Source organism: Arthrobacter sp. KUASC02 (assembly GCF_059739395.1).
The window spans coordinates 3,043,160-3,069,434 of sequence record NZ_AP046053.1 but is presented as its reverse complement, the minus strand read 5'-3'; the positions used below and the strand labels follow the sequence as shown (position 1 = coordinate 3,069,434).

The 26,275-nt window shown below is 65.8% G+C and carries 23 protein-coding genes and 1 tRNA gene; 17 read left to right on the top strand and 7 right to left on the bottom strand.

What is annotated here, in order from left to right:
* Positions 1–14: 14 nt before the first annotated feature.
* The 3 genes from prpB to AC6JAC_RS14230 are packed head-to-tail and all read right to left on the bottom strand — an operon-like array spanning position 15 to position 3,092.
* Positions 15–920, bottom strand: a complete 906-nt coding sequence (gene prpB, locus AC6JAC_RS14240) for a methylisocitrate lyase (protein WP_454698114.1) — start codon at positions 918–920, stop codon at positions 15–17.
* Complete coding sequence (locus tag AC6JAC_RS14235) at positions 920–2,440, bottom strand: MmgE/PrpD family protein (protein WP_497965146.1); 1,521 nt, start codon at positions 2,438–2,440, stop codon at positions 920–922. The genes prpB and AC6JAC_RS14235 overlap by 1 nt, the downstream gene beginning before the upstream one ends.
* Before the next feature lie 10 nt (positions 2,441–2,450).
* Positions 2,451–3,092 (bottom strand): GntR family transcriptional regulator, encoded by a 642-nt coding sequence (locus AC6JAC_RS14230; RefSeq protein WP_028271693.1) that lies wholly within the window; start codon positions 3,090–3,092, stop codon positions 2,451–2,453.
* A 175-nt stretch (positions 3,093–3,267) separates the two neighbouring features.
* On the opposite strand from AC6JAC_RS14230, the gene AC6JAC_RS14225 reads away from it, so the two are divergent.
* Positions 3,268–5,166 (top strand): AMP-binding protein, encoded by a 1,899-nt coding sequence (locus tag AC6JAC_RS14225; protein ID WP_497965144.1) that lies wholly within the window; start codon positions 3,268–3,270, stop codon positions 5,164–5,166.
* Positions 5,167–5,183: 17 nt separating this feature from the next.
* On the opposite strand, the gene AC6JAC_RS14220 is transcribed toward AC6JAC_RS14225, so the two are convergent.
* Both AC6JAC_RS14220 and AC6JAC_RS14215 read right to left on the bottom strand, forming a co-directional pair.
* Complete coding sequence (locus tag AC6JAC_RS14220) at positions 5,184–5,894, bottom strand: response regulator (RefSeq protein WP_028271695.1); 711 nt, start codon at positions 5,892–5,894, stop codon at positions 5,184–5,186.
* Positions 5,891–7,522, bottom strand: coding sequence for a sensor histidine kinase (locus AC6JAC_RS14215; protein WP_028271696.1), 1,632 nt, complete (start codon positions 7,520–7,522; stop codon positions 5,891–5,893). The genes AC6JAC_RS14220 and AC6JAC_RS14215 overlap by 4 nt, the downstream gene beginning before the upstream one ends.
* A gap of 140 nt (positions 7,523–7,662) precedes the next feature.
* Between AC6JAC_RS14215 and AC6JAC_RS14210 the strand changes: the two genes are divergently transcribed.
* The 10 genes from AC6JAC_RS14210 (at position 7,663) to AC6JAC_RS14165 (ending at position 17,354) form a co-directional block, all read left to right on the top strand.
* Positions 7,663–9,000 carry a cation:dicarboxylate symporter family transporter gene (locus AC6JAC_RS14210; RefSeq protein WP_028271697.1) on the top strand — a complete coding sequence of 446 codons (1,338 nt, stop codon included), beginning with the start codon at positions 7,663–7,665 and terminating at the stop codon, positions 8,998–9,000.
* 246 nt (positions 9,001–9,246) lie between these two features.
* Entirely contained in the window at positions 9,247–10,146 is a 900-nt protein-coding gene (locus AC6JAC_RS14205) for a ParA family protein (protein ID WP_028271698.1), read from the top strand.
* A gap of 8 nt (positions 10,147–10,154) precedes the next feature.
* Positions 10,155–11,006 carry a segregation and condensation protein A gene (locus AC6JAC_RS14200; RefSeq protein ID WP_497965141.1) on the top strand — a complete coding sequence of 284 codons (852 nt, stop codon included), beginning with the start codon at positions 10,155–10,157 and terminating at the stop codon, positions 11,004–11,006.
* On the top strand, positions 11,003–11,686 hold the full coding sequence (scpB, locus tag AC6JAC_RS14195) for an SMC-Scp complex subunit ScpB (protein ID WP_454698120.1): 684 nt from the start codon (positions 11,003–11,005) through the stop codon (positions 11,684–11,686). The genes AC6JAC_RS14200 and scpB overlap by 4 nt, the downstream gene beginning before the upstream one ends.
* A gap of 109 nt (positions 11,687–11,795) precedes the next feature.
* Entirely contained in the window at positions 11,796–12,992 is a 1,197-nt protein-coding gene (locus AC6JAC_RS14190) for a pseudouridine synthase (protein ID WP_028271700.1), read from the top strand.
* Positions 12,993–12,995: 3 nt separating this feature from the next.
* On the top strand, positions 12,996–14,105 hold the full coding sequence (locus tag AC6JAC_RS14185; protein ID WP_028271701.1) for a prephenate dehydrogenase: 1,110 nt from the start codon (positions 12,996–12,998) through the stop codon (positions 14,103–14,105).
* Positions 14,105–14,818, top strand: coding sequence for a (d)CMP kinase (gene cmk / locus AC6JAC_RS14180; RefSeq protein WP_028271702.1), 714 nt, complete (start codon positions 14,105–14,107; stop codon positions 14,816–14,818). The genes AC6JAC_RS14185 and cmk overlap by 1 nt, the downstream gene beginning before the upstream one ends.
* A gap of 64 nt (positions 14,819–14,882) precedes the next feature.
* Complete coding sequence (locus AC6JAC_RS14175; RefSeq protein WP_028271703.1) at positions 14,883–15,566, top strand: lysophospholipid acyltransferase family protein; 684 nt, start codon at positions 14,883–14,885, stop codon at positions 15,564–15,566.
* 10 nt (positions 15,567–15,576) lie between these two features.
* Positions 15,577–17,127 carry a ribosome biogenesis GTPase Der gene (gene der / locus AC6JAC_RS14170; RefSeq protein ID WP_028271704.1) on the top strand — a complete coding sequence of 517 codons (1,551 nt, stop codon included), beginning with the start codon at positions 15,577–15,579 and terminating at the stop codon, positions 17,125–17,127.
* Positions 17,128–17,277: 150 nt separating this feature from the next.
* Positions 17,278–17,354, top strand: a tRNA-Pro gene (locus AC6JAC_RS14165).
* 99 nt (positions 17,355–17,453) lie between these two features.
* Here the strand turns inward: AC6JAC_RS14165 and AC6JAC_RS14160 are convergent.
* Positions 17,454–18,338, bottom strand: a complete 885-nt coding sequence (locus tag AC6JAC_RS14160) for an Fpg/Nei family DNA glycosylase (protein ID WP_497965136.1) — start codon at positions 18,336–18,338, stop codon at positions 17,454–17,456.
* A 147-nt stretch (positions 18,339–18,485) separates the two neighbouring features.
* Between AC6JAC_RS14160 and gcvH the strand changes: the two genes are divergently transcribed.
* The 5 genes from gcvH to AC6JAC_RS14135 all read left to right on the top strand — a co-directional run bounded on the left by gcvH (position 18,486) and on the right by AC6JAC_RS14135 (position 21,565).
* A complete protein-coding gene (gene gcvH / locus AC6JAC_RS14155) occupies positions 18,486–18,872 on the top strand; it encodes a glycine cleavage system protein GcvH (RefSeq protein ID WP_028271706.1) in 387 nt (128 codons plus the stop codon).
* A 135-nt stretch (positions 18,873–19,007) separates the two neighbouring features.
* On the top strand, positions 19,008–19,484 hold the full coding sequence (locus tag AC6JAC_RS14150) for an FHA domain-containing protein (RefSeq protein ID WP_028271707.1): 477 nt from the start codon (positions 19,008–19,010) through the stop codon (positions 19,482–19,484).
* A gap of 24 nt (positions 19,485–19,508) precedes the next feature.
* The gene (gene ftsR / locus AC6JAC_RS14145; protein ID WP_454699916.1) at positions 19,509–20,225 is read left to right on the top strand and encodes a transcriptional regulator FtsR; all 717 of its coding nucleotides are present in this window, start codon (positions 19,509–19,511) and stop codon (positions 20,223–20,225) included.
* On the top strand, positions 20,225–20,728 hold the full coding sequence (locus AC6JAC_RS14140; protein WP_028271709.1) for a bifunctional nuclease family protein: 504 nt from the start codon (positions 20,225–20,227) through the stop codon (positions 20,726–20,728). Before ftsR ends, AC6JAC_RS14140 begins: the two co-directional genes overlap by 1 nt.
* Positions 20,729–20,968: 240 nt before the next feature.
* A complete protein-coding gene (locus AC6JAC_RS14135) occupies positions 20,969–21,565 on the top strand; it encodes a MerR family transcriptional regulator (RefSeq protein WP_497965133.1) in 597 nt (198 codons plus the stop codon).
* A 127-nt stretch (positions 21,566–21,692) separates the two neighbouring features.
* Here AC6JAC_RS14135 and AC6JAC_RS14130 read toward each other — a convergent pair whose 3' ends face one another.
* Positions 21,693–22,529 carry a ParA family protein gene (locus tag AC6JAC_RS14130; RefSeq protein WP_028271711.1) on the bottom strand — a complete coding sequence of 279 codons (837 nt, stop codon included), beginning with the start codon at positions 22,527–22,529 and terminating at the stop codon, positions 21,693–21,695.
* A 307-nt stretch (positions 22,530–22,836) separates the two neighbouring features.
* Here AC6JAC_RS14130 and AC6JAC_RS14125 point away from each other — a divergent pair, with 307 nt between their 5' ends.
* Positions 22,837–26,232, top strand: coding sequence for a pyruvate carboxylase (locus AC6JAC_RS14125; protein WP_497965131.1), 3,396 nt, complete (start codon positions 22,837–22,839; stop codon positions 26,230–26,232).
* Positions 26,233–26,275 lie beyond the last annotated feature (43 nt).

The following is a 26,275-nucleotide window of genomic DNA, read 5'->3' as shown; positions in this document are numbered from 1 at the left end:
GGATGAATAGGGGGTCAGTTGGTGCCGGGAATCCTGAAATTGAAGACCCCGGTGTCAAAGCGGTTGTAGGCCTCGTAGTCCACCAGGTCATACAGCCGCGCACGGGTCAGCATGCTCTCTACCTGTGCCTCCTGGGTGCCGTCGGACTTGATCGATTCCAGAGTACGCTCAGCTGCCCCCATGGCACTACGGAGCAGGGTGACCGGGTAGATGACCATGTTCACCCCGACGTCCTGCAGCTGCTGCACAGTGAACAGCTCGCTCTGGCCGAACTCGGTCATGTTGGCGAGGATGGGCACGTCCACGGCGTCGCGGATGGCCTGGAACTCGCCGAGGTCCTTCATGGCTTCCGGGAAGATGGCGTCCGCCCCGGCCTCGACAAGTGCCTTGGCGCGTTCCTGTGCCGCTTCCAGACCGTCCGTGGCGCGGATGTCGGTCCGGGCCATAATGAGGAAGTTGGGGTCGCGGCGGGCGTCGGCTGCGGCGCGGATGCGTTTGGTGGCAGTGTCCAGGTCCACCACGTTCTTGCCGTCCAGGTGGCCGCACCTCTTGGGGTTGAACTGGTCCTCAATGTGCAGGCCGGCCAGGCCGGCGTTCTCGATTTCCTGGACGCTGCGGGCCACGTTCATGGGCTCGCCGAACCCGGTGTCCGCGTCCACGATGCTGGGCAGGTCCGTCATCCGGGCGATCTGTCCGGCCCGCGTCGCCACTTCGGTGAGCGTGGTCAGGCCGATGTCCGGCAAGCCCAGGTCGTTGGCCAGCACGGCGCCGGAAATGTAGACGCCGGCGAAGCCCTTCTCCTCGATCAGCCGCGCCGAGAGCGGGTTGAACGCGCCGGGGAACTGCTGGATGGTCCCGGACGCCAGGAGTTCGCGGAACCGGATCCGTTTCTGCTCCGGCGTGACCTTCGAGTACAGCATCAGAAGAGTCCCTTCGGAGCGTCGGCGAGGTCGATCACGCCGTCGGCTGCCTTGATGTTCAGCTGGTCCAGCTCTCCGGCTGCCAGTTCCGGAAGCCGGGCCGCGGCGGCGAGGAAGCGTTCGATCTCCTCTTCGTCGACAACACCGGCGGCGAGGGTACGGAACTTGTTGACGTACTGCTCCCGGGCGAACGGCCGTGCGCCGAGCGGGTGGGCGTCGGCCACCGCGATTTCGTCGGTGATGACGGTGCCGTCGGTCAGGGTGATCTCCACCGATCCGCCGAAGGCCTTCTCCGCGATGTCCAGGGAGTGGTAGCGGCGGGTCCATTCCGGGTCCTCCACCGTGGTGACCTTGTGCCACAGCTCCACGGTGTCCGGGCGCGCTGCCCGCTCCGGGGCGTAGGAGTCCACGTGGTGCCAGGCACCGTCCTGCAGGGCGACCGTGAAAATGTACGGGATGGAGTGGTCCAGGGTTTCCCGGCTGGCCGTGGGGCTGTACTTCTGCGGGTCGTTGGCGCCCGAGCCGATCACGTAGTGCGTGTGGTGGCTGGTTTTGATCAGCACCGACTTCACATTGGCCGGATCGGTGGTTTCCGGGTGCTCCTTGTTCAGTTTCCGGGCGAGGTCGATCCAGGCCTGGGCCTGGTACTCGGCGGAGTGTTCCTTGGTGTAGGTGTCCAGGATGGCACGCTTGGCCTCGCCGGGCGTGGGCAGCGGCACCATGTAGGAGGCGTCGGGGCCGTCCAGCATCCAGGCGATCACGCCGTCTTCGCCTTCATAGATCGGCACGGGGGAGGTCTGGCCGCGCATGGAGCGGTCCGCCGCCTCGACGGCCATCTTCCCGGCGAACGCCGGTGCATGCGCCTTCCAGGTGGAAATCTCGCCCTTGCGCGACTGGCGGGTGGCGGTGGTGGTGTGCAGCGCCTGGCCGACGGACTGGAAGATGGTTTCGACGTCGAGCCCCAGGAGGGTGCCGATGCCGGCGGCGGCGGACGGGCCGAGGTGGGCTACGTGGTCGATCTTGTGCTTGTGCAGGCAGATAGCCTTGACCAGGTTCACCTGGATCTCGTAGCCGGTGGCGATGCCGCGGATCAGGTCCTGTCCGCTGGAGCCCACGTGCTGGGCGACGGCAAGGATCGGCGGGATGTTATCTCCCGGGTGGGAGTAGTCCGCAGCCAGGAAGGTGTCGTGGTAGTCGAGCTCGCGGACTGCGACGCCATTGGCCCAGGCGGCCCATTCGGGGGACACCCGCTCGTGGATGCCGAAGACTTTGGATCCCTTGCCGCCGGTGGTGGGTCCGTGGGTCAGGGCCTGGGCGCGGGCGGCAACGATGGGGGCCCGGTTCAAGGAGGCGATGGCCACCGAGGCGTTGTCGATCACGCGGTTGATCACCATGTCGGTGACGTCGTCGGTGACGGCGACGGGATCGGTGGCAACCTTGGCGATCTTGTACGCGAGCTGGTCCTCGCGGGGCAGGTTTTCCTCGCTCTTGTAAACGCGGACGTGGTGTTCCTTGACCATGGTGCTCCTTCTAGTGAGGTGTATGCGTGACTTTGACGTGGGAAAGGCTTCGGTGCAGATGCACGGTGGTGGCCGCCTCGGCAAGCCGGGGGTTGCCGGCGGCGATGGCCTCGGCGATGGCGGCGTGCTCGGCGGCGGCAGCCGTGAGCCGCCGGGCGTCGTCGGCGGCCAGGCGGCGGACCCGGACCAGGTGCACGCGAAGGCTGCGCATGGCCTGGGCAAGGTAGGAGTTGGAAATCGCGGCATCGATGGCCGCGTCGAGGCGGCCCGCGAGCTCGTAGTACGCGTGGAGGCCCGGCCCGCCGCCGTTGATCAGCTCCGGGGCCTGGAGGAGCTCCAGCCTGAGCTGCTCGAAGGTGGCGGGATCGCCGCGTTCGGCGGCCAGTGCGGCCGCCTTGCCTTCGAGGGTTTCGCGCAGTTCGAACAGCTCGTCGATGTCCTCCAGCGAAATATCGGTGACGACGACGCCGCGGCTGCCCGCCGTCGTCGTCAGTCCCTCAGCGGTGAGCCGGCTCAGGGCCTCCCGGAGAGGGGTGCGGGAGATGCCGAGCCGCTCTGACTGCTCCACTTCGGCAAGTACCGTCCCGGGCAGGAGGCGCCATTCGATGATGTCGTCGCGCAGTGCCGCGTAGGCCCTATCGCTGGCGCGCATCCCTGCCTCCTTCGTTGGTTGACGCTCCTCAGTGTATACACAGACGGCAGTTTTGCCCAGCAATTGCCCTAGAAAATCAAAAGTGCTTCGAATTTGTATACATAGACCCTTGTGCGCGCTTCCCCGGCCGGACTAGCATGGCTCGCATCACAATGTCGTGGACGGGATGCATTTCATGGTTACCAAGAGGTATCAGGACAGCTACGCACAGAGCCTGGAGAACCCCGAAGACTTCTGGCTGGATGCCGCCGGGAAGATTACCTGGTCGGTGCCGCCGCGCCGTGCCCTGGATTCCAGCCGGGCACCGCTGTACAGCTGGTTTCCGGACGGCGTTCTTAACACGTCGTACAACGCCCTCGACCGCCATGTGGAGGCCGGGCGGGGCAGCCAGGATGCGCTCATCTACGATTCCGCGATGCTCGGGACCCAGCAGCGCTTCAGCTATGCCGAACTCACGGAGCTTGTGGCACGTTTTGCCGGCGTCCTCCGGGGCCGCGGGGTCGGCAAGGGGGACAGGGTGGTGATCTACATGCCCATGATCCCCGAAGCCGCGATCGCCATGCTGGCAACTGCGCGGCTGGGCGCTGTCCATTCGGTGGTCTTCGGCGGCTTTGCGCCCAAGGAGCTGGCGGCCCGCATCCGGGATGCCGCTCCGGCCGTGGTGGTCACGGCATCCGGCGGCATTGAGCCGTCTCGCCGGATCGAATACCTCCCTGCGGTCGAGGAGGCCCTCCGCCTGGCCGGAACTCCGGAGCTGCCGGTGATCGTCACCGCACGGGACGGCTTCACCTCCTCAGCCTCGGACCATGGCTGGCTGGACTGGGAAACCGAGATGGCCGCCGCGGAACCGGCGGCTCCGGTCGACGTCAAAGCCACCGACCCGCTCTACATCCTCTACACCTCGGGAACCACCGGCACGCCCAAGGGAGTGGTGCGCGACAACGGCGGCCATGCCGTGGCGCTCAGCTGGACCCTGGAAAACATCTATGACATCGGCCCGGGAGACGTCATGTGGACCGCCTCGGACGTCGGATGGGTGGTGGGGCACTCCTACATCGTCTACGGTCCGCTGCTGGCCGGCGCCACCACCGTCCTTTATGAGGGAAAGCCGGTGGGAACTCCCGACGCAGGTGCCTTCTGGCGCGTGATCCGGGACCACCGGGCCAATGTCCTGTTCACCGCGCCCACCGCGCTGCGCGCCATCCGGAAAGCCGACCCCGAGGCCAAGCTGCTCCAGGACTACGACTTCTCCAGCCTGCGGACGCTCTTCGCGGCCGGGGAGCGGCTCGACACCGATACCTTCCACTGGGCCACGAAGTCGCTGAACGTCCCGGTGGTGGACCACTGGTGGCAGACCGAGACAGGCTGGGCCATCTGCGCCAACCCGCGGGGACTGGAAGAACTCCCGATCAAGGCGGGATCGCCGAGCGTCCCGATGCCGGGCTTCAAGCTCACCATCGTGGACGGACTGGGGGAGGACGTCGAACCCGGGACCGAAGGCAACATTGTGCTCGGGCTCCCGCTTCCGCCCGGCACGCTGACCACGCTCTGGGGCGACGACGACCGCTACATCTCCTCCTACCTCCAGGCGTTCGAAGGTTCCTATGCAACCGGAGACTCCGGCTACCGGGACGAGGACGGCTACGTGTTCGTGATGGGCCGCACCGACGACATCATCAACGTTGCCGGCCACCGGCTGTCCACCGGCGCCATGGAGCAGGTCATCGGCCAGCACCCCGCGGTTGCGGAGTGCGCCGTGATCGGCCTGGCGGACCCGCTGAAGGGCCAGCGTCCCAGCGGCTACGTGGTGCTGAAATCGGGTGTGGAGGTGGCGGAGGACGTCCTGGTCAAGGACCTGATCGCGCTGGTCCGCCGCGATATCGGGGCCGTGGCGGACTTCAAGCACGTGGCAGTGGTGGATGCACTGCCCAAGACCCGCTCCGGCAAAATTCTCCGCAAGACCATGCGGCAGATTGCCGACGGCGAGGAGTACGTGGTGCCGTCCACCATTGAGGACGCCGGCGTGATCGACCAGCTGATCGGAACCCTTCGCCCCGCCACGCCCCGGAACTAGCGCCCCGCAACCAGCAGTCAGCTCCGGTTCCAGCGGTACTCGTTCTCCGGCCTGCCCGGTGCGCCGTAGCGGGCTGTCCGGGAGACGGTTCCGGCATCCGCAAGGTACTCAAGGTAGCGCCGGGCCGTCACCCGCGACATCCCGAGCGCATCCATGACCTCCGTGGCCGAGACCGCCTCCGCCTGCTGCTTCATGAACTCCTGCACCGCGTCCAGGGTCGACGTCGACAGGCCCTTGGGAAGGGGCAGCTCGCTCGGCGCCCGCAGGCTCGCAAACGCCTGGTCGACGTCGCTCTGTGACGCTCCCGACCTGGTCCCGCCCGGGCCTGCGGCGAGCTGCTCGCGGAACTGCCGGTAACTGGCCAGCTTGTCCGCGAAAGTGGCGAAGGTGAAGGGTTTGATGAGGTACTGGACCACTCCGATGGACACGGCACTGCGCACGATGTTCAGCTCACGCACGGCAGTAATCGCGATGATGTCCGGCAGCAGCCCGGAGGCCCGCATCCGCCGCGCAATGTCCAGGCCGTGGAGGTCGGGAAGGTTCATGTCCAGCAGGACGAGTTCAATCGGGTTGCCTGCCGCGGCGAATTCAGCCAGGAGGCGCAGCGCGGACTGGCCGTCCGGGGCCGTGCCGGCCAGCGAAAAGCCGTTGAGCCGCCCTACGTAGGCGCCGTGCGCTGCCGCGGCTACCGGTTCGTCCTCAACGACGAGAACTCGGATGTCGCTCATGGTGTCTCCTTGGTGGTGCCCGCTGCGGGGAGGAATATGTGGAAGTGCGCCCCGCGGGGATTCGTGATGGCCATGGTGCCGCCCAGCCGGTGGACGGCCTGCCGGACCAGGGCCAGGCCCAGCCCCCGGCCATACTTGCCGGGGGCCTTGGTGCTGAAACCGTGCCGGAACACATCATCCACGGCATCGGGGTCGATTCCGCGGCCCGAGTCCTCCACCGTGATCTCAACGCCCCGGGCTCCCGACTCCACGGACAGCTCAACCCACCTCGGTGCCGGGGCATCCGCCGCCGCATCGATGGCGTTGTCCAGCAGGTTGCCGAGAATGGTCACCAGGTCCTGCACGGCCACACCGGCCGTCCCCGCCGTGCTGTTCGCCTGCAGGCCCAGTTCAACACCGCGTTCGTGTGCCTCGGCGGCCTTGCCCATAAGGAGTGCGCCCAGCACCGGCTCCTCGATGGCACCCACCATCTCGTCGGTGAGCTGCTGGCTGAGCTCCAGGTCCTTGGTGGCAAAATCCAGGGCCTCGTCGGACCGGCCCAGTTCCATCAGCGACACGATGGTGTGGAGGCGGTTGGCGTGCTCGTGGGTCTGGGCACGCAGGGCATCCGACAGCGTGCGCATGGTTTCCAGTTCGCTGCCCAGGGACTCGATCTCCGTGCGGTCGCGGATGGTTGCCACGGTGCCGAACACCGCCGGGCGCTGCCGGCCGGCCGACGACGCCGGTCCCACCGCCGGACCCTGGTTGATCACCAGGACGCGGGGACCGGCCAGGTGAATTTCGTCCTGCGTCGTCCGGCCGGATTCAAACAGGTCCTTCAGGCTGGGTGCCAGGGGGAGGTCGCTCAGCAGGAAGGCGTCGGCGGGATCGCCCCCGGATGGCCGAGGGGCAAGCCCCAGGAGCTCCGCGGCCTGGTCGTTGTACATCACCACCCGCCCCTTGGGGTCGATCAGGATCACCCCTTCACGGACGGAGTGCAGCACGGACTCGTAGTAGGCGAACAGCTGGGCGAGCTGTTCGGGTCCCCAGCCCCGGGTGACATTGCGCAGGTACCGGCCCAGAAGCCAGGACGCCACGGAGCCGCCCACCAGGAGGGCGAAGGCGATGGCCAGCAGGGCCGGCAGGCGCCCTGAAATGGCAACGTCCACCGTCCGCACTGTCACGCCCGCGGCCACGAGGGCCCTGACGTTCCCCGACTGGTCCTTGACCGGCGCAATCGTCCGCACCGACGGACCCAGCGTGCCGGCCGTGATTTCCGTGAATACCTGCCCGTTCAGGGCGGCATCTATGGACCCGATATACGGCTTGCCGAGTTCCTCGCTGCGCGGGTGCGTCCAGCGGGTCCGGTCCGGAGCCATGATCGTGATGAAATCCGCGTCGGCATCGTCCATAACGTCCAGTGCGTAGGGCTGCAGCACTGCGGACGGGTCGGCCGACCCGGCAGCCTGCAGGACCAGGGGATTGTCGGCAATGGCCGTGGCAACACCGGACATCCGCCGTCCGGCTTCGTCGTAGGCGTGGTCCCGGGCATCGATAAACGTGGCGGTCCCAACTGTTGCGGTCAGGGCGAGCATAAACAACAAATGCGCCACGAACAGCCGGCGCGCAATGCTCCATTTGTGCCTCATGCAACCCTTCCACGACCAATATGAACGCAACGGTGAGCCAGGTCACGCCATGCCCAATGATGGATATCACACCGGACGGACGTGTGGAGCCCAGAGACTGTGCCGCAACGTCTTCCAGATTATCCATAAGGAGACACATCATGGCTTCTCAACGAGGAGAGTCAGCTGCGCCCGTCAAGGCAAAGCGCAAAGGACTCGACAAGTCGCACTACCTCTACATCGCCGTCATCGCCGCCGTGATCCTCGGCGCCGTGATCGGGCTTCTGTTCCCGGAGGTCGGCAAATCACTCAAACCGCTGGGCGACGGCTTCATCAAGCTGATCAAGATGATGATCGCTCCGGTGATCTTCTGCACCATCGTCCTGGGCATCGGCTCCATCGCGAAGGCTGCCACCGTCGGCAAGGTGGGCGGCCTGGCGCTGGGCTACTTCATCGTCATGTCCACCTTCGCGCTGGCCATCGGCCTCGTGGTGGGCAACCTTATCCACCCGGGTGAGGGCCTGAAGCTGACGCCCTACGATCCCAACAAGAAGGCCGCCACCGACAGCACCGTTGACTTCCTGCTGGGAATCATCCCGGGAGATATTCCGGTGCTGCCCACGCTGCTGGCAGCGATCCTCGTGGGCTTTGCCCTGCAGAAGATGGGTCCGCAGGGCGCCCCCATCCTCAAGGCCATCGGCCACGGCCAGGCCCTGGTGTTCCGCATCCTCATCATGGTCATGTGGCTGGCGCCCGTCGGAGCTTTCGGCGCCATCGCCGCCGTCGTCGGTGCCACCGGATTCCAGGCAATCGTCAGCATGTTCACCCTGATGCTTGCCTTCTACATCACCTGTGCACTGTTCATCGTGATCATCCTTGGCGGCCTGCTGCAGGTTGTGGCCGGCGTCAACATCTTCCGGCTCATGAAGTACCTGGCCCGCGAATACCTGCTGATCTTCTCCACGTCCTCGTCCGAAGCAGCCCTGCCGCGCCTTATTGCCAAGATGGAGCACCTGGGTGTTTCCAAGCCGGTTGTCGGCGTCACCGTTCCCACGGGCTACTCCTTCAACCTTGACGGCACGGCCATCTACCTGACCATGGCGTCCCTGTTCGTGGCCAACGCCATGGGCACCCCGCTGGACCTGGGCGCCCAGATCTCCCTGCTGGTCTTTATGATCATCGCTTCCAAGGGTGCCGCCGGCGTCACCGGCGCCGGCCTGGCCACCCTGGCCGCAGGCCTGCAGGCCCACAAGCCCGAACTGCTCGGCGGCGTCGGCATGATCGTCGGCATCGACCGCTTTATGTCAGAGGCCCGCGCCCTGACCAACTTCACCGGCAACGCCGTGGCCACGGTCCTGATCGGCACCTGGGTCAAGGAGATCGACGGCGGCCAGGTGGAGCGTGTCCTGTCCGGCGAAGAGCCCTTCGACGAGCAGACCATGATCGCCGGCCACCACACCGAGCAGGAAGCTCCGGCTCAGGTTCCCGCCCGCGCCTGAAGCGCCTGCCCGGACCAACACCCGTAGCTACAAAGGAACCGCCCGTGCAGGATCATCCTGCACGGGCGGTTTTGTGTGCCGCCGGCCTCAACCTTCGACCTTTACCAGAAGGTAAAGGCTCAGGCAAGGGCGCGTGTCAAGTTCCGTTGAATCACGGATGCGGCGCTGTAACCTTGGTGGGAAGAACCATAGGCGCTGAACTTTCAGCGGCAGGACATCAACGTCATCGAAAGTGTGGATAGATACGTGAGCAGCGAGCAGGGTTCAGCAACTCTGGAAGGCACCGAACTCGATCTGGAAGACGCCGTCATGGGTCCTACCGGGCGCCCCTACCGCGAATTTCCCGAGCCTGCGCCGCTGTCGTCCCACGGCCCCGCGCGTGTGATCGCGATGGTGAACCAGAAGGGCGGCGTCGGCAAAACGACCTCCACTATTAATCTGGCCGCCGCGCTCGCCGAATACGGGCGCCGTGTCCTGCTGGTGGATTTCGATCCCCAGGGCGCACTGTCCGCGGGCCTCGGCACCAATCCGCATGAACTGGACCTGACGGTCTACAACGTCCTGATGGACCGCAAGGTGGACATCCGGGACGCCATCCAGCACACCGGCGTCGAGAACGTTGACCTGCTGCCGGCGAACATCGACCTCTCCGCCGCGGAAGTGCAGCTCGTCAATGAAGTTGCCCGCGAACAGGTGCTGGACCGGGCCCTGAAGAAGGTTGAGGACGACTACGATGTCGTCCTGATTGACTGCCAGCCCTCACTGGGGCTGCTGACCGTCAACGCCCTCACGGCGGCCCACGGTGTCATCATTCCGCTGATCTGCGAGTTCTTTGCACTCCGGGCCGTGGCCCTGCTGGTGGAAACCATCGACAAGGTCCAGGACCGGCTGAACCCCAGGCTCCAGGTGGACGGAGTGCTGGCCACCATGTACGACGCCCGCACCCTGCATAGCCGCGAGGTCATCAGCAGGCTCGTGGAAGCGTTCGGGGACAAAGTCTTCGAGACCGTTATCAAGCGCTCCATCAAGTTTGCCGACGCCACCGTGGCCGCGGAACCCATCACCAGCTACGCCGCCAACCACATCGGCGCCGACGCATACCGCCGCCTGGCCAAAGAGCTGATTTCGCGCGGCGGCGCGCCCTAGCCATAGCCGTGGCACTGGCAGTCACCCCGCAGACGGAGCCATCGAAGAAGGCCGGCTTCGAAGTGCGGCTGGCCAACTTCACCGGTCCCTTTGACCTGCTGCTCGGCCTGATCAGCAAACATCAGCTGGACATCACCGAAGTGGCCCTGGCCACCGTGACTGATGAATTCATCAAGTACATCAGGAACCTCCAGCAGCTGGGCGAGGAGTGGGCGCTGGACGAGGCCAGCGAATTCCTGGTCATCGCCGCCACGCTCCTGGACCTCAAGGCCGCCCGGCTCCTGCCGGCCGGCGAGGTCGAGGACGATGAGGACGTCGCACTGCTCGAAGCGCGGGACCTGCTCTTCGCCCGCCTGCTCCAATACAAAGCCTTCAAGCATGTGGCCGGGCTGATCAACACCACCCTGGAGCTGGAGGCCCGCAGTTTCCCCCGGCAGGTTGCCCTGGAGGCACAGTTCGCGGCATTGCTGCCGGAGCTCGTCTGGCGGCACACTCCCGGACAGTTTGCCGCCCTGGCGGAAGCCGCGCTGGTGCCTAAGGAGGCGGCGCCGAGCGAAGTCGGCCTGGCGCACCTGCACGGCAGCGCCGTCAGCGTGAAGGAACAGGCCGAAATCCTGGGACTGAAGCTCCAGGCCGGAAGGCCGTTGTCCTTCCGGGCCCTCACCGCCGACGCCGAATCAACGCTGGTTGTGGTGGCGCGCTTCCTGGCGCTGCTGGAAATGTTCCGGGACAAGGTGGTCGGCTTCGACCAGATCCTTCCCCTGGGCGACCTGACGGTGCACTGGACGGCGGGAACCAACGACTGGAACAGCGAAAATCTGACCGAGGAATACAGCGAGCAATACGAGGAGGAGACTTGAGCGACACGACGCCGGATCCAGCCGCCCGCGGGGAAGCGGACACGGGAGTGGACGTCGCCGAACTCCCCGGCGGCGCCCGCGCCGCCATCGAGGCAGTGCTGATGGTCATCGACCAGCCGGCCACCGCCGTCGAGCTGGCCGCAGGACTCAACCTGACGGTGGGCGCCGTCGAGCAGTTGCTCGCGGAACTTCAGCGCGAGTATAACGGCTATACTGTTAATGCCCCGGACTCGGACGTTGCCGCTGTGATCAACACTTCTGGCCACAAATCCAGACCCCGGGGTTTTGAATTGCGGAATATCGCCGGAGGCTGGCGCATCTATTCCCGCGCGGATTTCGCTGATGTCGTAGGCGGATTCGTGCTGGAAGGACAGACAGCCAGGCTGACGCAGGCGGCGCTGGAAACGCTCGCCGTCATCGCTTACCGCCAGCCCGTATCAAGGGCCAGGGTGTCTGCAATTCGAGGAGTTAATGTTGACTCTGTCGTGCGGACGCTGATGCAGCGGGGACTGATCGAAGACTCGGGGACCGATCCCGAATCCGGGGCCATCCTCTACCGTACGACGTCGTATTTCCTGGAACGCATGGGAATCGGCTCGGTGGCTGAGTTGCCGCAGCTTTCACCCCATCTTCCGGGGCTTGAAGGCATCGAAGAGTTCTACGACGCCGGAAGAATGTAGGCACATTTACGCCTGCGCACGAGTATCCACCAGGGCGGACTTAATCCGCCCGGCTGGCTAGGGTTGTCGGGAGACAACCATCGCCGGCCACCATAACGAAGGACGGGTCATGACACAGGCGGGACGCCAGGGTTCACCACGTAACAGTTCGGGACGCAACAGCGCCGGACACAATAAAGCCGGACGCCCGGTACAGGGCGGTGCCAGCCGCGCAGGCGGCGCCGCCGGCTACAAAGGAGGCGGCGACCGCCCCTTCAAACGCCCCAAGCCTCGCGAAGAGGCCTTCATCGATCCGGACCTGCAGGGTCCGGCCGGCGCACCGGCAGACCGCCCGGCAGCAGCTGACTGGAAGCAGGGCAAACCTGCCGCCCGGAAGCCCGGTTCACGGAAGCCCGGCGCCGGCAAGGAGCCCGGCACGCCCGGCGCCCTCAAGCCCAAGCCGCGGTCCGCGTCAGCCAAAACCTTCGGTACGCGCGCTTTCGGCGGCGAACGGTTCGGGCAGAACCTCGGCCCCGTCCGCAAGCCTTCGCGCAAGCGCGGACCCCGCGGCGATGTTCCGCAGTCCGAAATGCACGACGCCGACGGCATCCGCCTGCAGAAGGTCATGGCCTCAGCCGGCGTCGCTTCACGGCGCGTCTGCGAGGAAATGATCTCCGAAGGCCGCGTTGAAGTGGACGGCAAGGTGGTCACCGAGCTCGGCGTCCGCGTCGACCCGAAAACGGCAGTGATCCACGTTGACGGGCTCCGCATCCAGCTGGATGAAAACATGGTCTACATGGTGTTTAACAAGCCCAAGGGCGTTGTGTCCACCATGGAGGACCCGGACGGCCGTCCGTGCATCAGCGACTTCGTCCGCAACACGCACGGCGAACGCCTTTTCCACGTGGGACGCCTCGACGTCGCCACCGAAGGACTGCTGCTGCTGACGAACGACGGCGAACTCGCCAACCGTCTGACGCACCCGTCCTACGAGGTACCCAAGACGTACCTGGTCCAGGTCCGCGGCCCCTTCCCCCAGGGAATCGGCGCGCAGCTCAAGGCCGGTGTTGAACTGGAGGACGGGTTCGCCTCGGTGGACTCGTTCAAGCTGGTGGACTCCACGCCGGGCCACGTGCTGATCGAGGTTGTGCTGCACTCGGGCAAGAACCGCATCGTGCGCCGCCTCTTCGACGCTGTGGGCTTCCCGGTACTCCGGCTCGTCCGCGTCAAGGTGGGCCCCATCGGCCTGGGAGACCAGCGCCAGGGGAGCATCCGCAACCTCGGCAAGCAGGAAGTCGGCCACCTGCTGGCATCCGTAGGGCTGTAGCTTATGTCTGCCTTTCACGCCCACGGCCGCGGGCACCTGAACGGCCCGGTAGTGGTTATCGGAACCGGGCTGCTGGGAACCAGCATCGGTCTCGGACTGCGGGGGCGCGGCGTGTCCGTGTTCCTGTCCGACCCTTCGCCCACCAACCAGGCTGTCGCCGTCGATATCGGGGCAGGCCTTCCGTTGTCGCGCCTTGGCGACGAGCAGCCTGAACTCGTTGTGGTGGCCGTGCCCCCGGACGTAACGGCGGACGTGGTGGAAAGCTCACTGGCTGACTACCCCGCGGCAACGGTGGTGGACATCGCCAGCGTCAAGGCCGGCATCCTGGCCGACCTTCGGGGACGCGGCGTGGACCTCGCCCGATACGTGGGAACGCATCCCATGGCAGGCCGGGAAAAGTCAGGCCCCGTCGCGGCCCGCGGTGAGCTTTTTACCTCCATGCCGTGGGTGGTGTGCCCTTCCGGGGAAACGTCGCCCGGTGCCCTGCAGGCCGCCCGCGCCCTGGCGACCGACCTGGGCGCCGTGGTCACGCAGTTCGGCGCCGAAGAACATGACCAGGCCGTGGCGCTCGTGTCCCACCTTCCCCAGGTGATGTCATCGCTGGTGGCCAGCCGGCTGCAGGGCACGCCCATGCACGCGCTGTCCCTGGCCGGAAACGGCCTGCGCGACGTCACCCGGATCGCGGCGAGCGATCCCACGCTGTGGGTGCAGATCCTGGGCGCCAATGCGGGCCCGATGGTGGACATCCTGCACGGCGTGCGTGACGACCTGAACCGGCTGATCGGGACCCTTGAGGACCCGGCAGCCCCCGGCGCACGCCTGGACCTCGCGCAGTTGATCAGCGAGGGCAACGCCGGGCAGTCCCGCATTCCGGGCAAGCACGGCGGACCTCCGCAGGCCTATTCCTGGCTGACCGTCCTGGTGGACGACAAGCCGGGACAGATCGCCCGCCTCCTGACGGAGATCGGCGAAATCGGGGTCAACCTCGAAGACCTGCGGCTGGATCATTCCTCCGGGCAGAATGTGGGCATGGTGGAACTGTCGGTTTTGCCCAACAAACATGATCTGCTCATCGAAGCACTCAACGACCGTGGATGGCGGGTACTGCAGTAATGACACAGGAACTCATCGATACCGTGCCCATGCTTCGCCAGGGCAGGCCGCTGGTCGTCGCCATCGACGGACCGTCGGGGTCCGGAAAATCAAGCGTCAGCAGGGAAGTGGCACGGCGGCTGCGCCTTGCCTACCTGGACACCGGTGCCATGTACCGTGCGCTGACCTGGTACTGCCTGGACCAGGGCATCGACCTGACCGACGCCGCGGCCATCGAGCAGGCCTCCGAGGACCTGCCGCTGGACGTCAGCACCACCCCGAACGAGGAATACGTCCGTGTCGGCGGCACGGACGTCACCGAGGCGATCCGGGAACCGGCCATCTCCTCGGCCGTCAGTGCCATCGCCACCACCCTCGGTGCGCGGAAGGAACTGGTGCGCCGGCAGCGTGAGCTGATTGAGGTCCACCACCGCCGCATCGTGGTGGAAGGACGCGACATTACCACCGTCGTCGCTCCCGGCGCCGAAGTCCGCATGCTGCTGACCGCCAGCGAGGAAGCCAGGCTCCGCCGCCGGGGCGTCCAGCTGGGCGGAACACAGAGCGCAGAGCAGCTGGCCGCCCAGGTCACGCAGCGCGACGCCAAGGACTCGACCGTCGTCAACTTCACCACCGCGGCGGACGGGGTGGTCACCCTGGACTCTTCGGACCTGGACTTCGACGGCACCGTCGACGCGGCCCTGGGAATAGTCAACAAGGTGTTGAACCGTGACTGACGCAGGCGGCCGGACTCCGCTGACCCTTCCGGCGGCCCGTCGCGACCTTCCGGGCGCCTGGACCATGGCCTGGAGCCGGCCGGTCGGCTGGTTCCTGGACCACATCGTCTACCGGACGACTGTCCACGGCCGGCAGAACGTTCCAACCGGAGGTCCCGTGATCTTCGCAGCGAACCACATCAGTTTCCTGGACGGACCGGTGATGTTCGGCGCGTCACCGCGCCCCATGCACATCCTGGTCAAGAAGGAAATGTTCAAGGGCTTCCTGGGACGGGTCCTCACGGCCTCCGGCCAGCTGCCGGTTGACCGCTCCGGCGATCGCGCCGCCCTGCAGCTGAGCAAAAAAGCGCTCGACGCCGGCCGGTGCGTCGGCATCCTCCCCGAAGGAACGCGGGGGAGCGGCGAGGCCTCCAGCATCAACAACGGGGTCGCCTGGCTTGCGCTGAACTCCAGCGCGACGGTGGTCCCCGTCGCGATCCTGGGAACCAGGATCGCCGGCGAACACCTCGACGCCGTTCCGCGGCCCGGCCGGCGGCTGCACGTCAGCTTCGGCGAGGCCGTGGATATCGGGCGCAGGCCCGGCGAGACAGGGCGTGCTTCAATGGACAGGGCGGGAAATGAGATCCGCGCTGCCCTGGCACGGCATGTCCAGCAAACGATACAAATCAGCGGGCAGCCTTTGCCCGGCGCGGATTCCCCGCAAGAACGTCATGAAGAAGTAGCCGGGACGCCGGCAGATCACCACTAAGGAAAGTGCAATGAGCGATACGACTCAAGCCTCCGGCAAATTTGGCGCCGGCGAAGACGAATACACGCCCACCGGCACGGACCAGGTGGCGGAGCATCTTGCTGCCCTGGACGATGACGAGGCAGAGCTTCGGGCCGCCTCCCTCCGGGCCGGCCTGGACGACTACGAACTGGACGAGGATGACGCCGCCCTCCTGAGCGGCCACTACGACGACGAGGACTTCGACGGTCCGGTCAAGCTCGACCCGGTCCTCGCGATCATCGGCCGGCCCAACGTGGGCAAGTCCACCCTGGTGAACCGCATCCTCGGCCGCCGCGAAGCCGTGGTGGAAGACACCCCCGGTGTCACGCGTGACCGTGTGATGTACTCGGCCACCTGGAACGGCCGGAACTTCACGGTGGTGGACACCGGCGGCTGGGAACACGATGCACGCGGCATCCACGCACGCGTCGCGGAACAGGCCGAGATGGCCGTGGAACTCGCGGACGCCGTGCTGTTCGTCGTCGACTCCGCCGTGGGCGCCACCGCCACGGACGAAGCAGTCGTGAAGATGCTCCGGAAGTCCAAGAAACCGGTCATCATGGTGGCCAACAAAGTGGATGACTTCGCCCAGGAAGCCGACTCGGCAACGCTCTGGGGCCTTGGCTTCGGCGAGCCGTACCCGGTCTCGGCGCTGCACGGCCGCGGCGTGGCCGACCTCCTTGACCACGTCATGGACACCCTGCCCGAGTACTCCACGATCGAAGGCCTCGAGCGCTCCGGCGGCCCGCGCCGCATCGCCCTGATCGGGCGTCCGAACGTGGGCAAGTCCTCGCTGCTGAACAAACTGGCCGGTTCCGAGCGCGTTGTCGTGGACAACACCGCCGGCACCACCCGCGACCCGGTCGATGAGTTCATCGAACTCGGCGGCCGCACCTGGCGCTTCGTCGATACCGCGGGCATCCGCCGCCGCCAGCACATGGCACAGGGCGCAGACTTCTACGCCTCACTGCGCACGCAGAGCGCACTCGAAAAGGCGGAGGTCGCCGTCGTGCTCCTTGCGGTGGACGAAGTGCTCAGCGAACAGGATGTCCGCATCCTGCAGCTGGCCATCGAATCCGGCCGCGCCCTGGTTCTCGCGTTCAACAAATGGGACCTGCTGGACGACGAACGCCGCACCTACCTGGAGCGTGAAATCGAGCAGGACCTGGCGCACGTTGCCTGGGCGCCGCGCGTCAACATTTCCGCGCTGACCGGCTGGCACAAGGACCGGCTGGTTCCGGCGCTGGACACAGCACTGGAAAGCTGGGACAAGCGCATCCCCACCGGACGCCTGAACGCGTTCCTCGGAGAACTGGTGGCCGCGCACCCGCACCCGGTTCGCGGCGGCAAGCAGCCCCGCATCCTCTTCGGCACCCAGGCCTCCAGCCGTCCGCCGAAATTTGTGCTGTTCACCACCGGGTTCCTGGACCCCGGATACCGCCGGTTCATCACCAGGCGCCTCCGCGAAACCTTCGGTTTCGAGGGAACGCCCATTGAGGTCAACATGCGTGTTCGTGAAAAGCGCGGCAAGAAGCGTTAATTACGACACACCTCGCCGGTGACACCCGCAAAGTGTCACTTGCACCCTCCGGAATCGTGTAAGCTTTTGGAGGTGGTTCGGCCGGACTGCTGAGGTAAAAATCCCGGGGTAACCCAGGAGGACAACCGAGGCGGAGAACGGCGGAACTAACGGGCTGTAGCGCAGCTTGGTAGCGCACTTGACTGGGGGTCAAGGGGTCGCAGGTTCAAATCCTGTCAGCCCGACCAGCATGAACAACCGCTCCGTATCCGGGAAATATCCCGGATACGGGGCGGTTTTTCTATGTGCAGGCCCGGACCGTTTCGCCGCCGGGTTTTTGCCGGCCGCTATTTCAGGAAGCGTGACGTGCGCCGGTCCGCAAGGATCTTGCCGCCGGTCTGGCAGGTGGCGCAGTACTGCAGCGCCCGGTCGGCAAATGACACTTCCCGGACCGTGTCCCCGCAGACGGGGCACTCCTGGCCCGTCCGGCCGTGGACGCGCATGGTACTCCGCTTGGCGTCCTTCAGTTCGTTCGGCGGCTTGCCCACGGCCTCGGTGACGGCCGCGACCAGAACGCTGTGGATGGAGTCGTAGAGGACACGGACGGCCTCCGGGTCCAGGGACTTTGCGATGGCGAAGGGGGAGATCCGGGCCGCGTGCAGGATTTCGTCGCTGTACGCGTTGCCGATCCCGGCGATCACCCCCTGATTCCGTAACAGTCCCTTAATCTGCTGGGTGCTTGAGGCAAGAATCTCGGCGAAAACGTCCAGGCTGAACGAGGCGTCCAGCGGATCGGGGCCCAGGGTGGCGATGCCGGGAATCGCTTCCGGATCCCTGACCACATACAGGGCAAGGCTCTTTTTGGTGCCTGCCTCGGTCAGGTCGATGCCGAGATGGGTTTCGCCGCCGCCGGGGTCCGGCCTGACGAACTCCAGCCTCGCCGCGATATATCCCTTGCCGCGCGCCAGCACGGCGTTCGACGGCGAGTCCGTGTACCGCAGCCAGCCGGCCTTGGCCAGATGGAACGCAAGGAAGATCCCGTCTGCCTCCAGGATGATGAACTTACCACGGCGCTGCACGCCGGAGATGGTGCGCCCCTCCATCGCCGTATACGGCGGGTCTGCGGTCTTGAGGACTGCAAACGACACCACCTGGATTTTCGTCAGCACGGCTCCGCGAAGCCGGGCGCCCAGGAAAGCGCTCAGCCCGGCCACTTCGGGAAGTTCTGGCATGTCACTACTGTGCCACAAGGGTCCGACACGGTACTCCCTGCGGGGGATGTTGGTATGCATATACTTTCAGCGGCGGCTTGTTCTGCAGACCTCCGTTGACATTGCTGATTGACCAACATTCCTGGTTGACCCGATGAAAGGCCCCTGATGAGCAACATTCCCGAAGACCTGTCCTACACTGCCGAACACGAGTGGGTGACCGCCCCCAACGCCGACGGCGTGGTGCGGGTAGGCATCACCGATTTTGCCCAGGACGCACTGGGCGACGTTGTGTACGCGCAGATGCCTGAAGTCGGCACCAAGGTGACGGCAAACGAGGTCGTGGGCGAGGTTGAGTCCACCAAGAGCGTCAGTGACATCTACGCCCCGGTCAGCGGCGAAGTCGTCGCCAGGAACGAAGCCCTGGACACCGATTCGGCGCTCATTAACAGCGATCCCTATGGTGAAGGCTGGCTGATTGAGGTCAAGCTCGCAGAGGCTGATGCAGTGGAGTCCCTGCTCAGTGCATCGGAGTACGAACAACAGGTAGGCTAAAGATAACCGGCTTGGAGGTCCGGCTGTTGAGGGATTGACAGCCGGACGACACGCCGTAGTACCGGATCTGCCAGGCTTTTCCGGAGGGCACGCGTTGTTTGCAGGGGGACATCTGCAACGGAAAAGGAGGACTCCATGGTTGGTCACGAAAATAGCCACAGCGGTGATGATTACGGCACGGGCGGAGTGAAAGCTTCGGAGACCACCTCGATCCACCTCACGCCAATCCGTGACGAGCCGACCATCGCGCGCAAGCTCGCTCCGGAAGAGCGGGTGGCCGTTGAAGCCCTTCCGTTCGGTTCGGCACTCCTGGTGGCCCACAGCGGCCCCAACACCGGTGCACGGTTCCTGCTGGACTCCGACGTCACCACCGCCGGCAGGCACCCGGACGCGGACATCTTCCTGGACGACGTCACGGTATCCCGCCGCCATGTCGAATTCCGCCGGACAGCGCGGAGCTTCGAAGTGGTTGATACGGGCAGCCTCAACGGAACCTACGTCAATCACGACCGCGTGGACAGCGTCGAACTCAAGTCCGGTAATGAGGTCCAGATTGGCAAGTTCCGTCTCACTTTCTACCTCAGCCCTGCCCGCGCAGCAGGCAACGTCTGATCCCCGGGGTAGCTGCCTGTGGCACTGGCACAACCGGAACGGCGCGGATCCCAGGTCCTGAACATCGGGGAAGTACTCGCGCAGCTGAGCGACGACTTTCCCGGGATGACTGCGTCCAAAATCAGGTTCCTGGAGGAAAAAGGCCTGATCAACCCGCAACGCACTCCCGCCGGCTACCGGCAGTATGCGGACACGGATGTTGAGCGGCTCCGATTCGTGCTGGCACTCCAGCGCGACCAGTACCTTCCGCTGAAGGTCATCAAGGACTACCTCGACGCCATCGACCGCGGCGAACGCCCCGAGAACCTTCCGCCCGGCGTCACGGTCTCCCCGCGAATCGTCTCGGACGAGCTCGCCAGCGAACTCCAGAACAAGGTTCGCAGGCTGAGCGAGGATCAACTTCGGGCCGAGTCCGGAGCCAGCGTGCCGCTGCTGCGCTCCCTCCTCGAATTCGGCCTCATCGGCCACGTCAACGGCAAGTTCGATGAACACGCCCTGCAGGTGGCCCGCGCATGCGTCCAGCTGGAAAGCCACGGCCTCGAACCTCGCCACCTGCGTCCCTTCCAGGCCGCCGCGGAGCGGGAGTTCGGGCTGGTGGAGCGGGCCGTCGCGCCGCTGACCTCCCGCAAGGACGCTGCATCCCACGCCCGTGCCGCCGAAGCGGCCCGGGAAATAAGTGATCTCTGCCTGACGCTGCACCGCGCCCTGGTGCAGGACCGTATATCGCGAATGGATATCTGATGATTGAAGTCGAGATCGTGGGTGTGAGGATCGAACTGCCGTCCAACCAGCCGCTGGTGCTCCTGCGGGAAATCCACGGCGAACGGCACGTGCCCATCTGGATTGGCACCCCGGAAGCCAGCGCCATCGCCCTGGCCCAGCAGGGTGTGGTCCCGCCGCGGCCCATGACGCACGACCTCCTGATCGACGTCGTCGAAACGCTGGGCCACTCCATCGTCAGCGTGAACATCGTCGCCGTCGAAGACAACATCTTCTACGGACAGCTGCAGTTTGAAAACGGCACCACCGTCAGCTCCAGGGCTTCGGACGCCCTTGCCCTGGCGCTGCGGGCCAAGTGCCGTATCTGGTGCGCCGATTCGGTGATGGACGAGGCCGGGGTCCGGATCACCGAGCACGATGAAGGCGAAGACACAGAGCCGGGTCCCACTGTGGATGAGGAACGCGAACTGCGGCGCTTCCGGGAGTTCCTGGACGACGTGGAGCCGGAAGATTTCGACGGCTGAGATCACGTTAAGGTTAAAGTTGAGGATGAAACTTTCGACACGCCCCCGAAATGGGGCCAGCATCTTTGACCTTGGGGCGCGTCGGGCCTAACGTCGAAGTATCAAGTTCCCATTGCATACAACAGCCGCGCAAGTCACACTGGAATGTGCAGCCCCGGCTGAATTACACGGATGAATTTCAGATCTGTGTTCGCTGTTGCTGCGACTTCCCTAGGGGAGCATACGACGAGGAGGATCCACGTGAGTCCGAAAGGCGAAGCGGGCGAGCTAAAGCAGGCGTCAACGGCTGGCGTAGCCCTGCCTGCGAGCGGCGCCCAGGGCCTCCTCTTCACGGAGGACCTTCCCGTCCTCGACGAAGACGCGGGCTACCGCGGACCCACCGCCTGCAAGGCCGCGGGCATCACCTACCGCCAGCTCGACTACTGGGCACGCACGGGCCTCGTTGAGCCTGCCGTGCGGGGCGCCGCCGGTTCCGGCTCGCAGCGGCTCTACGGTTTCCGCGACATCCTGGTGCTGAAAGTGGTCAAGCGGCTGCTGGACACCGGAGTATCACTGCAGCAGATCCGTTCCGCCGTGGAGCACTTGCGGGAACGCGGCGTTGAGGACCTCGCCCAGATCACTCTTATGAGCGACGGCGCGAGCGTCTACGAGTGCACGTCCGCGGATGAGGTCATAGATCTGGTGCAGGGCGGCCAGGGCGTCTTCGGGATCGCGGTCGGCCGGGTGTGGCGCGAAGTGGAAGGCAGCCTCGCGGCTCTTCCCAGCGAACACGTCGTCGAGCAGCCCTTTCCGGATGACGAGCTCAGCAAGCGCCGGGCAGCCCGGAAGACCGGCTGAGCCCGTACCGTATCGATCCGTACCTTAACGATCAAAGCCAAAAAGAATGGCCGCCTTCCCTCGGGACGGCGGCCATTCTCATGCAGCCGTGTGTTCAGGCCGTGCGTGCTTCGACGCCGCTGACCCGCTAGCGGAGGCTGCGTTCCCGGAGGGCTGCGGCCGAATCCGCGCCGTTGGAGGCCAGGAGGTTGTCGAGGAGCGTGTTGAAGAGGCTGGCCGCGTTCTTTGCGGAATCCCCCGGCCAGTGGTGCACGGAATGCGCCGCACCCTGGATCTGCTGCCAGTTTGCCTGCTCCGGAATGTGCGGGGTCAGCAACAGTTCACCGAACATCGACTGCATCTCCGTGAGCCGGAAGGCGTGCTCGGACGAACCTGAGCGGACGCGGTTCGCAATAATGCCGGCGGGGGAGAGGTTCGGGGCGAACTCCTGGCGGAACAGCTGGATGGCGCGCATGGTGCGCTCCGTGCCGGCCACGGAGAACAGGCCCGGTTCGGCGACGAGGGCCACTTTGTCGCTGGCGGACCACGCCATCCGGGTGAGCCCGTTCAGCGACGGCGGGCAGTCAACCAGGATCAGCTGGTACTTGTCCGTGCCGGCGAGGACTGCCGAAAGCCTGCGCAGGTCCCGGCGGCCCAGATCCGGGCGATCGTAGATACCCGTATAAGCGGAGCCCACAGCGACGTCCAGGACGGCGGGCCGGGCACCGTTATAGTTTTCCCGGGCCACCCAGCTGCTGGTGACGACGTTTTCCGACAGGCGGGCGCGGCGGGGACTCTTGAGCATCCTGCCGATGTCCAGCTGGTCATCCGGCTGGACGCCCAGTGCCGTGCTGGCATCCGCGTGCGGATCAAGGTCCACCACAAGGGTGGGGATGCCGGCGGCCAGGGCCGCAGATGCCAATCCGGTGGTGACGGAAGTTTTGCCGACCCCGCCTTTGAGGCTGCTGATGCTGACTACTTGCACTTGAAAAACCAATACCTAACGCCGGTTGCCGTGTTGGGGTAGTGCCGGCTCCGGCTCCCCGGAGCGGAGGGCGCGCGTAAGCGCCCCCGACTCATCATATGTTGCCGAGGTGTCGAATCCCGTTTCATCGGGCGGCTGTGCGGCGCATCCCACGCGCAGGAGGACACCGGTTGCCGGATTGGCCTGCCTAAACCGGCCTGCATGACGGATAATTCTGTGATGGTCGACACAATGATTTGTGTTTCCCCGCGCCCGTCTTACACACTGTGACCACTTACCGATACACCCGCGATGATGCAGGAGAAGTATGTTTTCCAAGATTCTGGTGGCTAACCGCGGCGAAATCGCGATCCGCGCCTTCCGTGCCGGCTACGAGCTGGGTGCCAAGACTGTCGCCGTGTTCCCCAATGAGGACCGTAACTCCATCCACCGCCAGAAGGCTGATGAAGCGTACCTGATCGGCGAAGAGGGCCACCCTGTCCGGGCGTATCTCGATGTGGACGAAGTGGTTCGCGTGGCCAAGGAGGCCGGCGCCGACGCCATTTACCCCGGGTACGGCTTCCTGTCGGAAAACCCGCGTCTGGCCCGGGCCGCCAAAGAGGCCGGCATCACCTTTGTTGGTCCGCCGGCCGAGGTCCTTGAACTGGCCGGAAACAAGGTGGCTGCCCTCGAAGCAGCACGCGCCGCCGGTGTTCCCGTCCTCAAGTCGAGCCAGCCCTCCAAGGACCTGGATGAGCTGATCGCCGCCGCAGACGTCATCGGCTTCCCCATTTTCGCCAAGGCCGTTGCCGGCGGTGGAGGCCGCGGCATGCGCCGTGTGGACACCCGTGAGGCTCTCCCGGAAGCGCTGCAGGCTGCCATGCGCGAGGCTGACGCCGCGTTCGGCGACCCCACCATGTTCCTGGAGCAGGCCGTTCTCCGCCCCCGCCACATCGAGGTCCAGATCCTGGCCGATGCCGAGGGCAACATCATGCACCTCTTCGAGCGCGACTGTTCCATCCAGCGCCGCCACCAGAAGGTCGTGGAAATCGCTCCGGCGCCGAACCTGGATGAGGGCATCCGCCAGGCGCTCTACCGGGATGCCGTGAAGTTCGCCAAGGCGCTCAACTACGTCAACGCAGGCACGGTGGAATTCCTCGTGGACACCGTCGGCGAACGCGCCGGCCAGCACGTGTTCATCGAGATGAACCCGCGCATCCAGGTGGAGCACACGGTCACCGAGGAAGTCACCGACGTGGACCTGGTCCAGGCGCAGCTGCGCATTGCGTCCGGCGAAACGCTCGCTGACCTTGGCCTGTCGCAGGAAACCGTCCAGCTCAAGGGCGCCGCACTGCAGTGCCGCATCACCACCGAGGATCCGGCCAACGGCTTCCGCCCCGACGTCGGAAAGATCACCGGTTACCGTTCCGCCGGCGGCGCCGGTGTACGGCTCGACGGCGGCACCGTCTACTCGGGTGCCGAGATCAGCCCGCACTTCGACTCCATGCTGGTCAAGCTGACCTGCCGCGGCCGCGACTACCCCGCAGCCGTCGCCCGGGCCCGGCGCGCCCTGGCGGAATTCCGCATCCGCGGCGTATCCACCAACATCTCCTTCCTGCAGGCCGTCCTGGACGACGCGGACTTCATCGCCGGCGATGTTGCCACCAACTTCATTGACCAGCGCCCGGAGCTGCTCAAGGCCCGCGTCTCGGCGGACCGCGGCACCAAGCTGCTGACCTGGCTGGCAGAGGTCACCGTCAACAAGCCCAACGGCGAACTGACGGTCCACTCGAACCCTGCGGCCAAGCTCCCCGCAGTGGGGGACACCCCCGCCCCCAAGGGTTCACGCCAGCGCCTGCTCGAGCTGGGTCCCGAGGCCTTCGCCAAGGCACTGCGCGACCAGAACGCCGTCGCCGTCACCGACACCACGTTCCGTGACGCCCACCAGTCGCTGCTGGCCACCCGGGTCCGCACCCGCGACCTGGTGGCAGCCGGCCCTGCCGTATCCGCGCTGCTTCCCGAACTGCTGTCCGTGGAAGCCTGGGGCGGTGCCACGTACGACGTCGCCCTGCGGTTCCTCGGCGAGGACCCCTGGGACAGGCTTGCCGCGCTGCGCAAGGCACTGCCCAACATCTGTTTGCAGATGCTGCTCCGGGGCCGCAACACCGTGGGCTACACCCCGTACCCCGAGGAAGTCACCGAGGCATTCGTCAACGAGGCTGCGGCAACCGGCATCGACATCTTCCGGATCTTCGACGCCCTCAACGACGTCAACCAGATGGCTCCGGCCATCCGCGCCGTCCGCGCCACCGGCACCGCCGTCGCTGAAGTTGCCCTCTGCTACACCGGCGACATGCTCAACCCCGACGAAAAGCTGTACACGCTGGACTACTACCTGGAGCTGGCGCAGAAGATCGTCGACGCCGGCGCCCACATCCTCGCCATCAAGGACATGGCGGGGCTGTTGCGTCCCGCGGCCGCTGCGAAGCTTGTGGCGGCTCTGCGTGAACGCTTCGACCTTCCGGTCCACCTGCACACACACGACACCGCAGGCGGCCAGCTGGCCACGCTCCTGGCGGCAGTGGATGCCGGGGTGGATGCGGTGGACGTCGCTTCGGCGTCACTGGCCGGAACCACCAGCCAGCCCTCGGCATCCGCCCTGGTTGCCGCCCTGGCCCACACGCCCCGCGATACCGGCCTGGGCCTGGCCGAGGTCAGCTCGCTGGAACCCTACTGGGAGGCAGTGCGGCGGGTGTACGCTCCGTTCGAGTCGGGCCTGCCGGGTCCCACCGGCCGGGTCTACCAGCACGAGATTCCGGGCGGCCAGCTCTCCAACCTGCGTCAGCAGGCCATGGCCCTGGGCCTCGGCGAACGCTTCGAAGCCATCGAAGACATGTACACGGCGGCAGACCGCATCCTGGGCCGCCTTGTGAAGGTCACTCCGTCCTCGAAGGTGGTGGGCGACCTGGCCCTGCACCTCGTCGGCCTCAATGCCGATCCCGCGGACTTCAACGAAAACCCGCAGAGCTACGACATCCCCGATTCCGTCATCGGGTTCCTGTCCGGCGAACTGGGTGATCCTCCCGGAGGCTGGCCGGAGCCGTTCCGCACCAAAGCCCTCCAGGGCCGGAGCATCAAGGTGCGCGATGCCGAGCTCAGCGCACAGGACAGCGCCGCCCTGAAGAGTGATTCCAAGACCCGCCAGCAGACCCTCAACCGCCTGCTCTTCGAAGGCCCCACCAAGGACTACCTGAAGAGCGTGGAGACCTACGGCAACCTGTCCGTCCTGGACACCCGCGACTACCTCTTCGGGCTCCAGCGCGGAGCGGAGCACGAGATCGAGCTCGAGAAGGGCGTCCGCCTGATCGCCTCCCTCGAAGCCGTGTCGGAGCCGGACGAGAAGGGCATGCGCACTGTCATGTGCACGCTCAACGGCCAGTCCAGGCCAGTGGTGGTCCGCGACCGTTCCGTGGTCAGCAATGTCAAGGCAGCTGAAAAGGCCGACGCCAGCCAGCCGGGGCACGTCGCCGCACCGTTCGCCGGAGCGGTGACGCTCACGGTCAAGGTGGGCGACGCCGTCAATGCCGGCGACACCGTTGCCACGATCGAGGCCATGAAGATGGAGGCCTCCATCACGACGCCGGTGGCGGGCACCGTTGGACGCCTCGCGGTCGGCGCCGTGGAACAGGTCCAGGGCGGAGACCTGCTGCTCGTCGTCGAGTAACCCTCGCACACACAAAAGGGGCCTCCCGCCGGGAGGCCCCTTT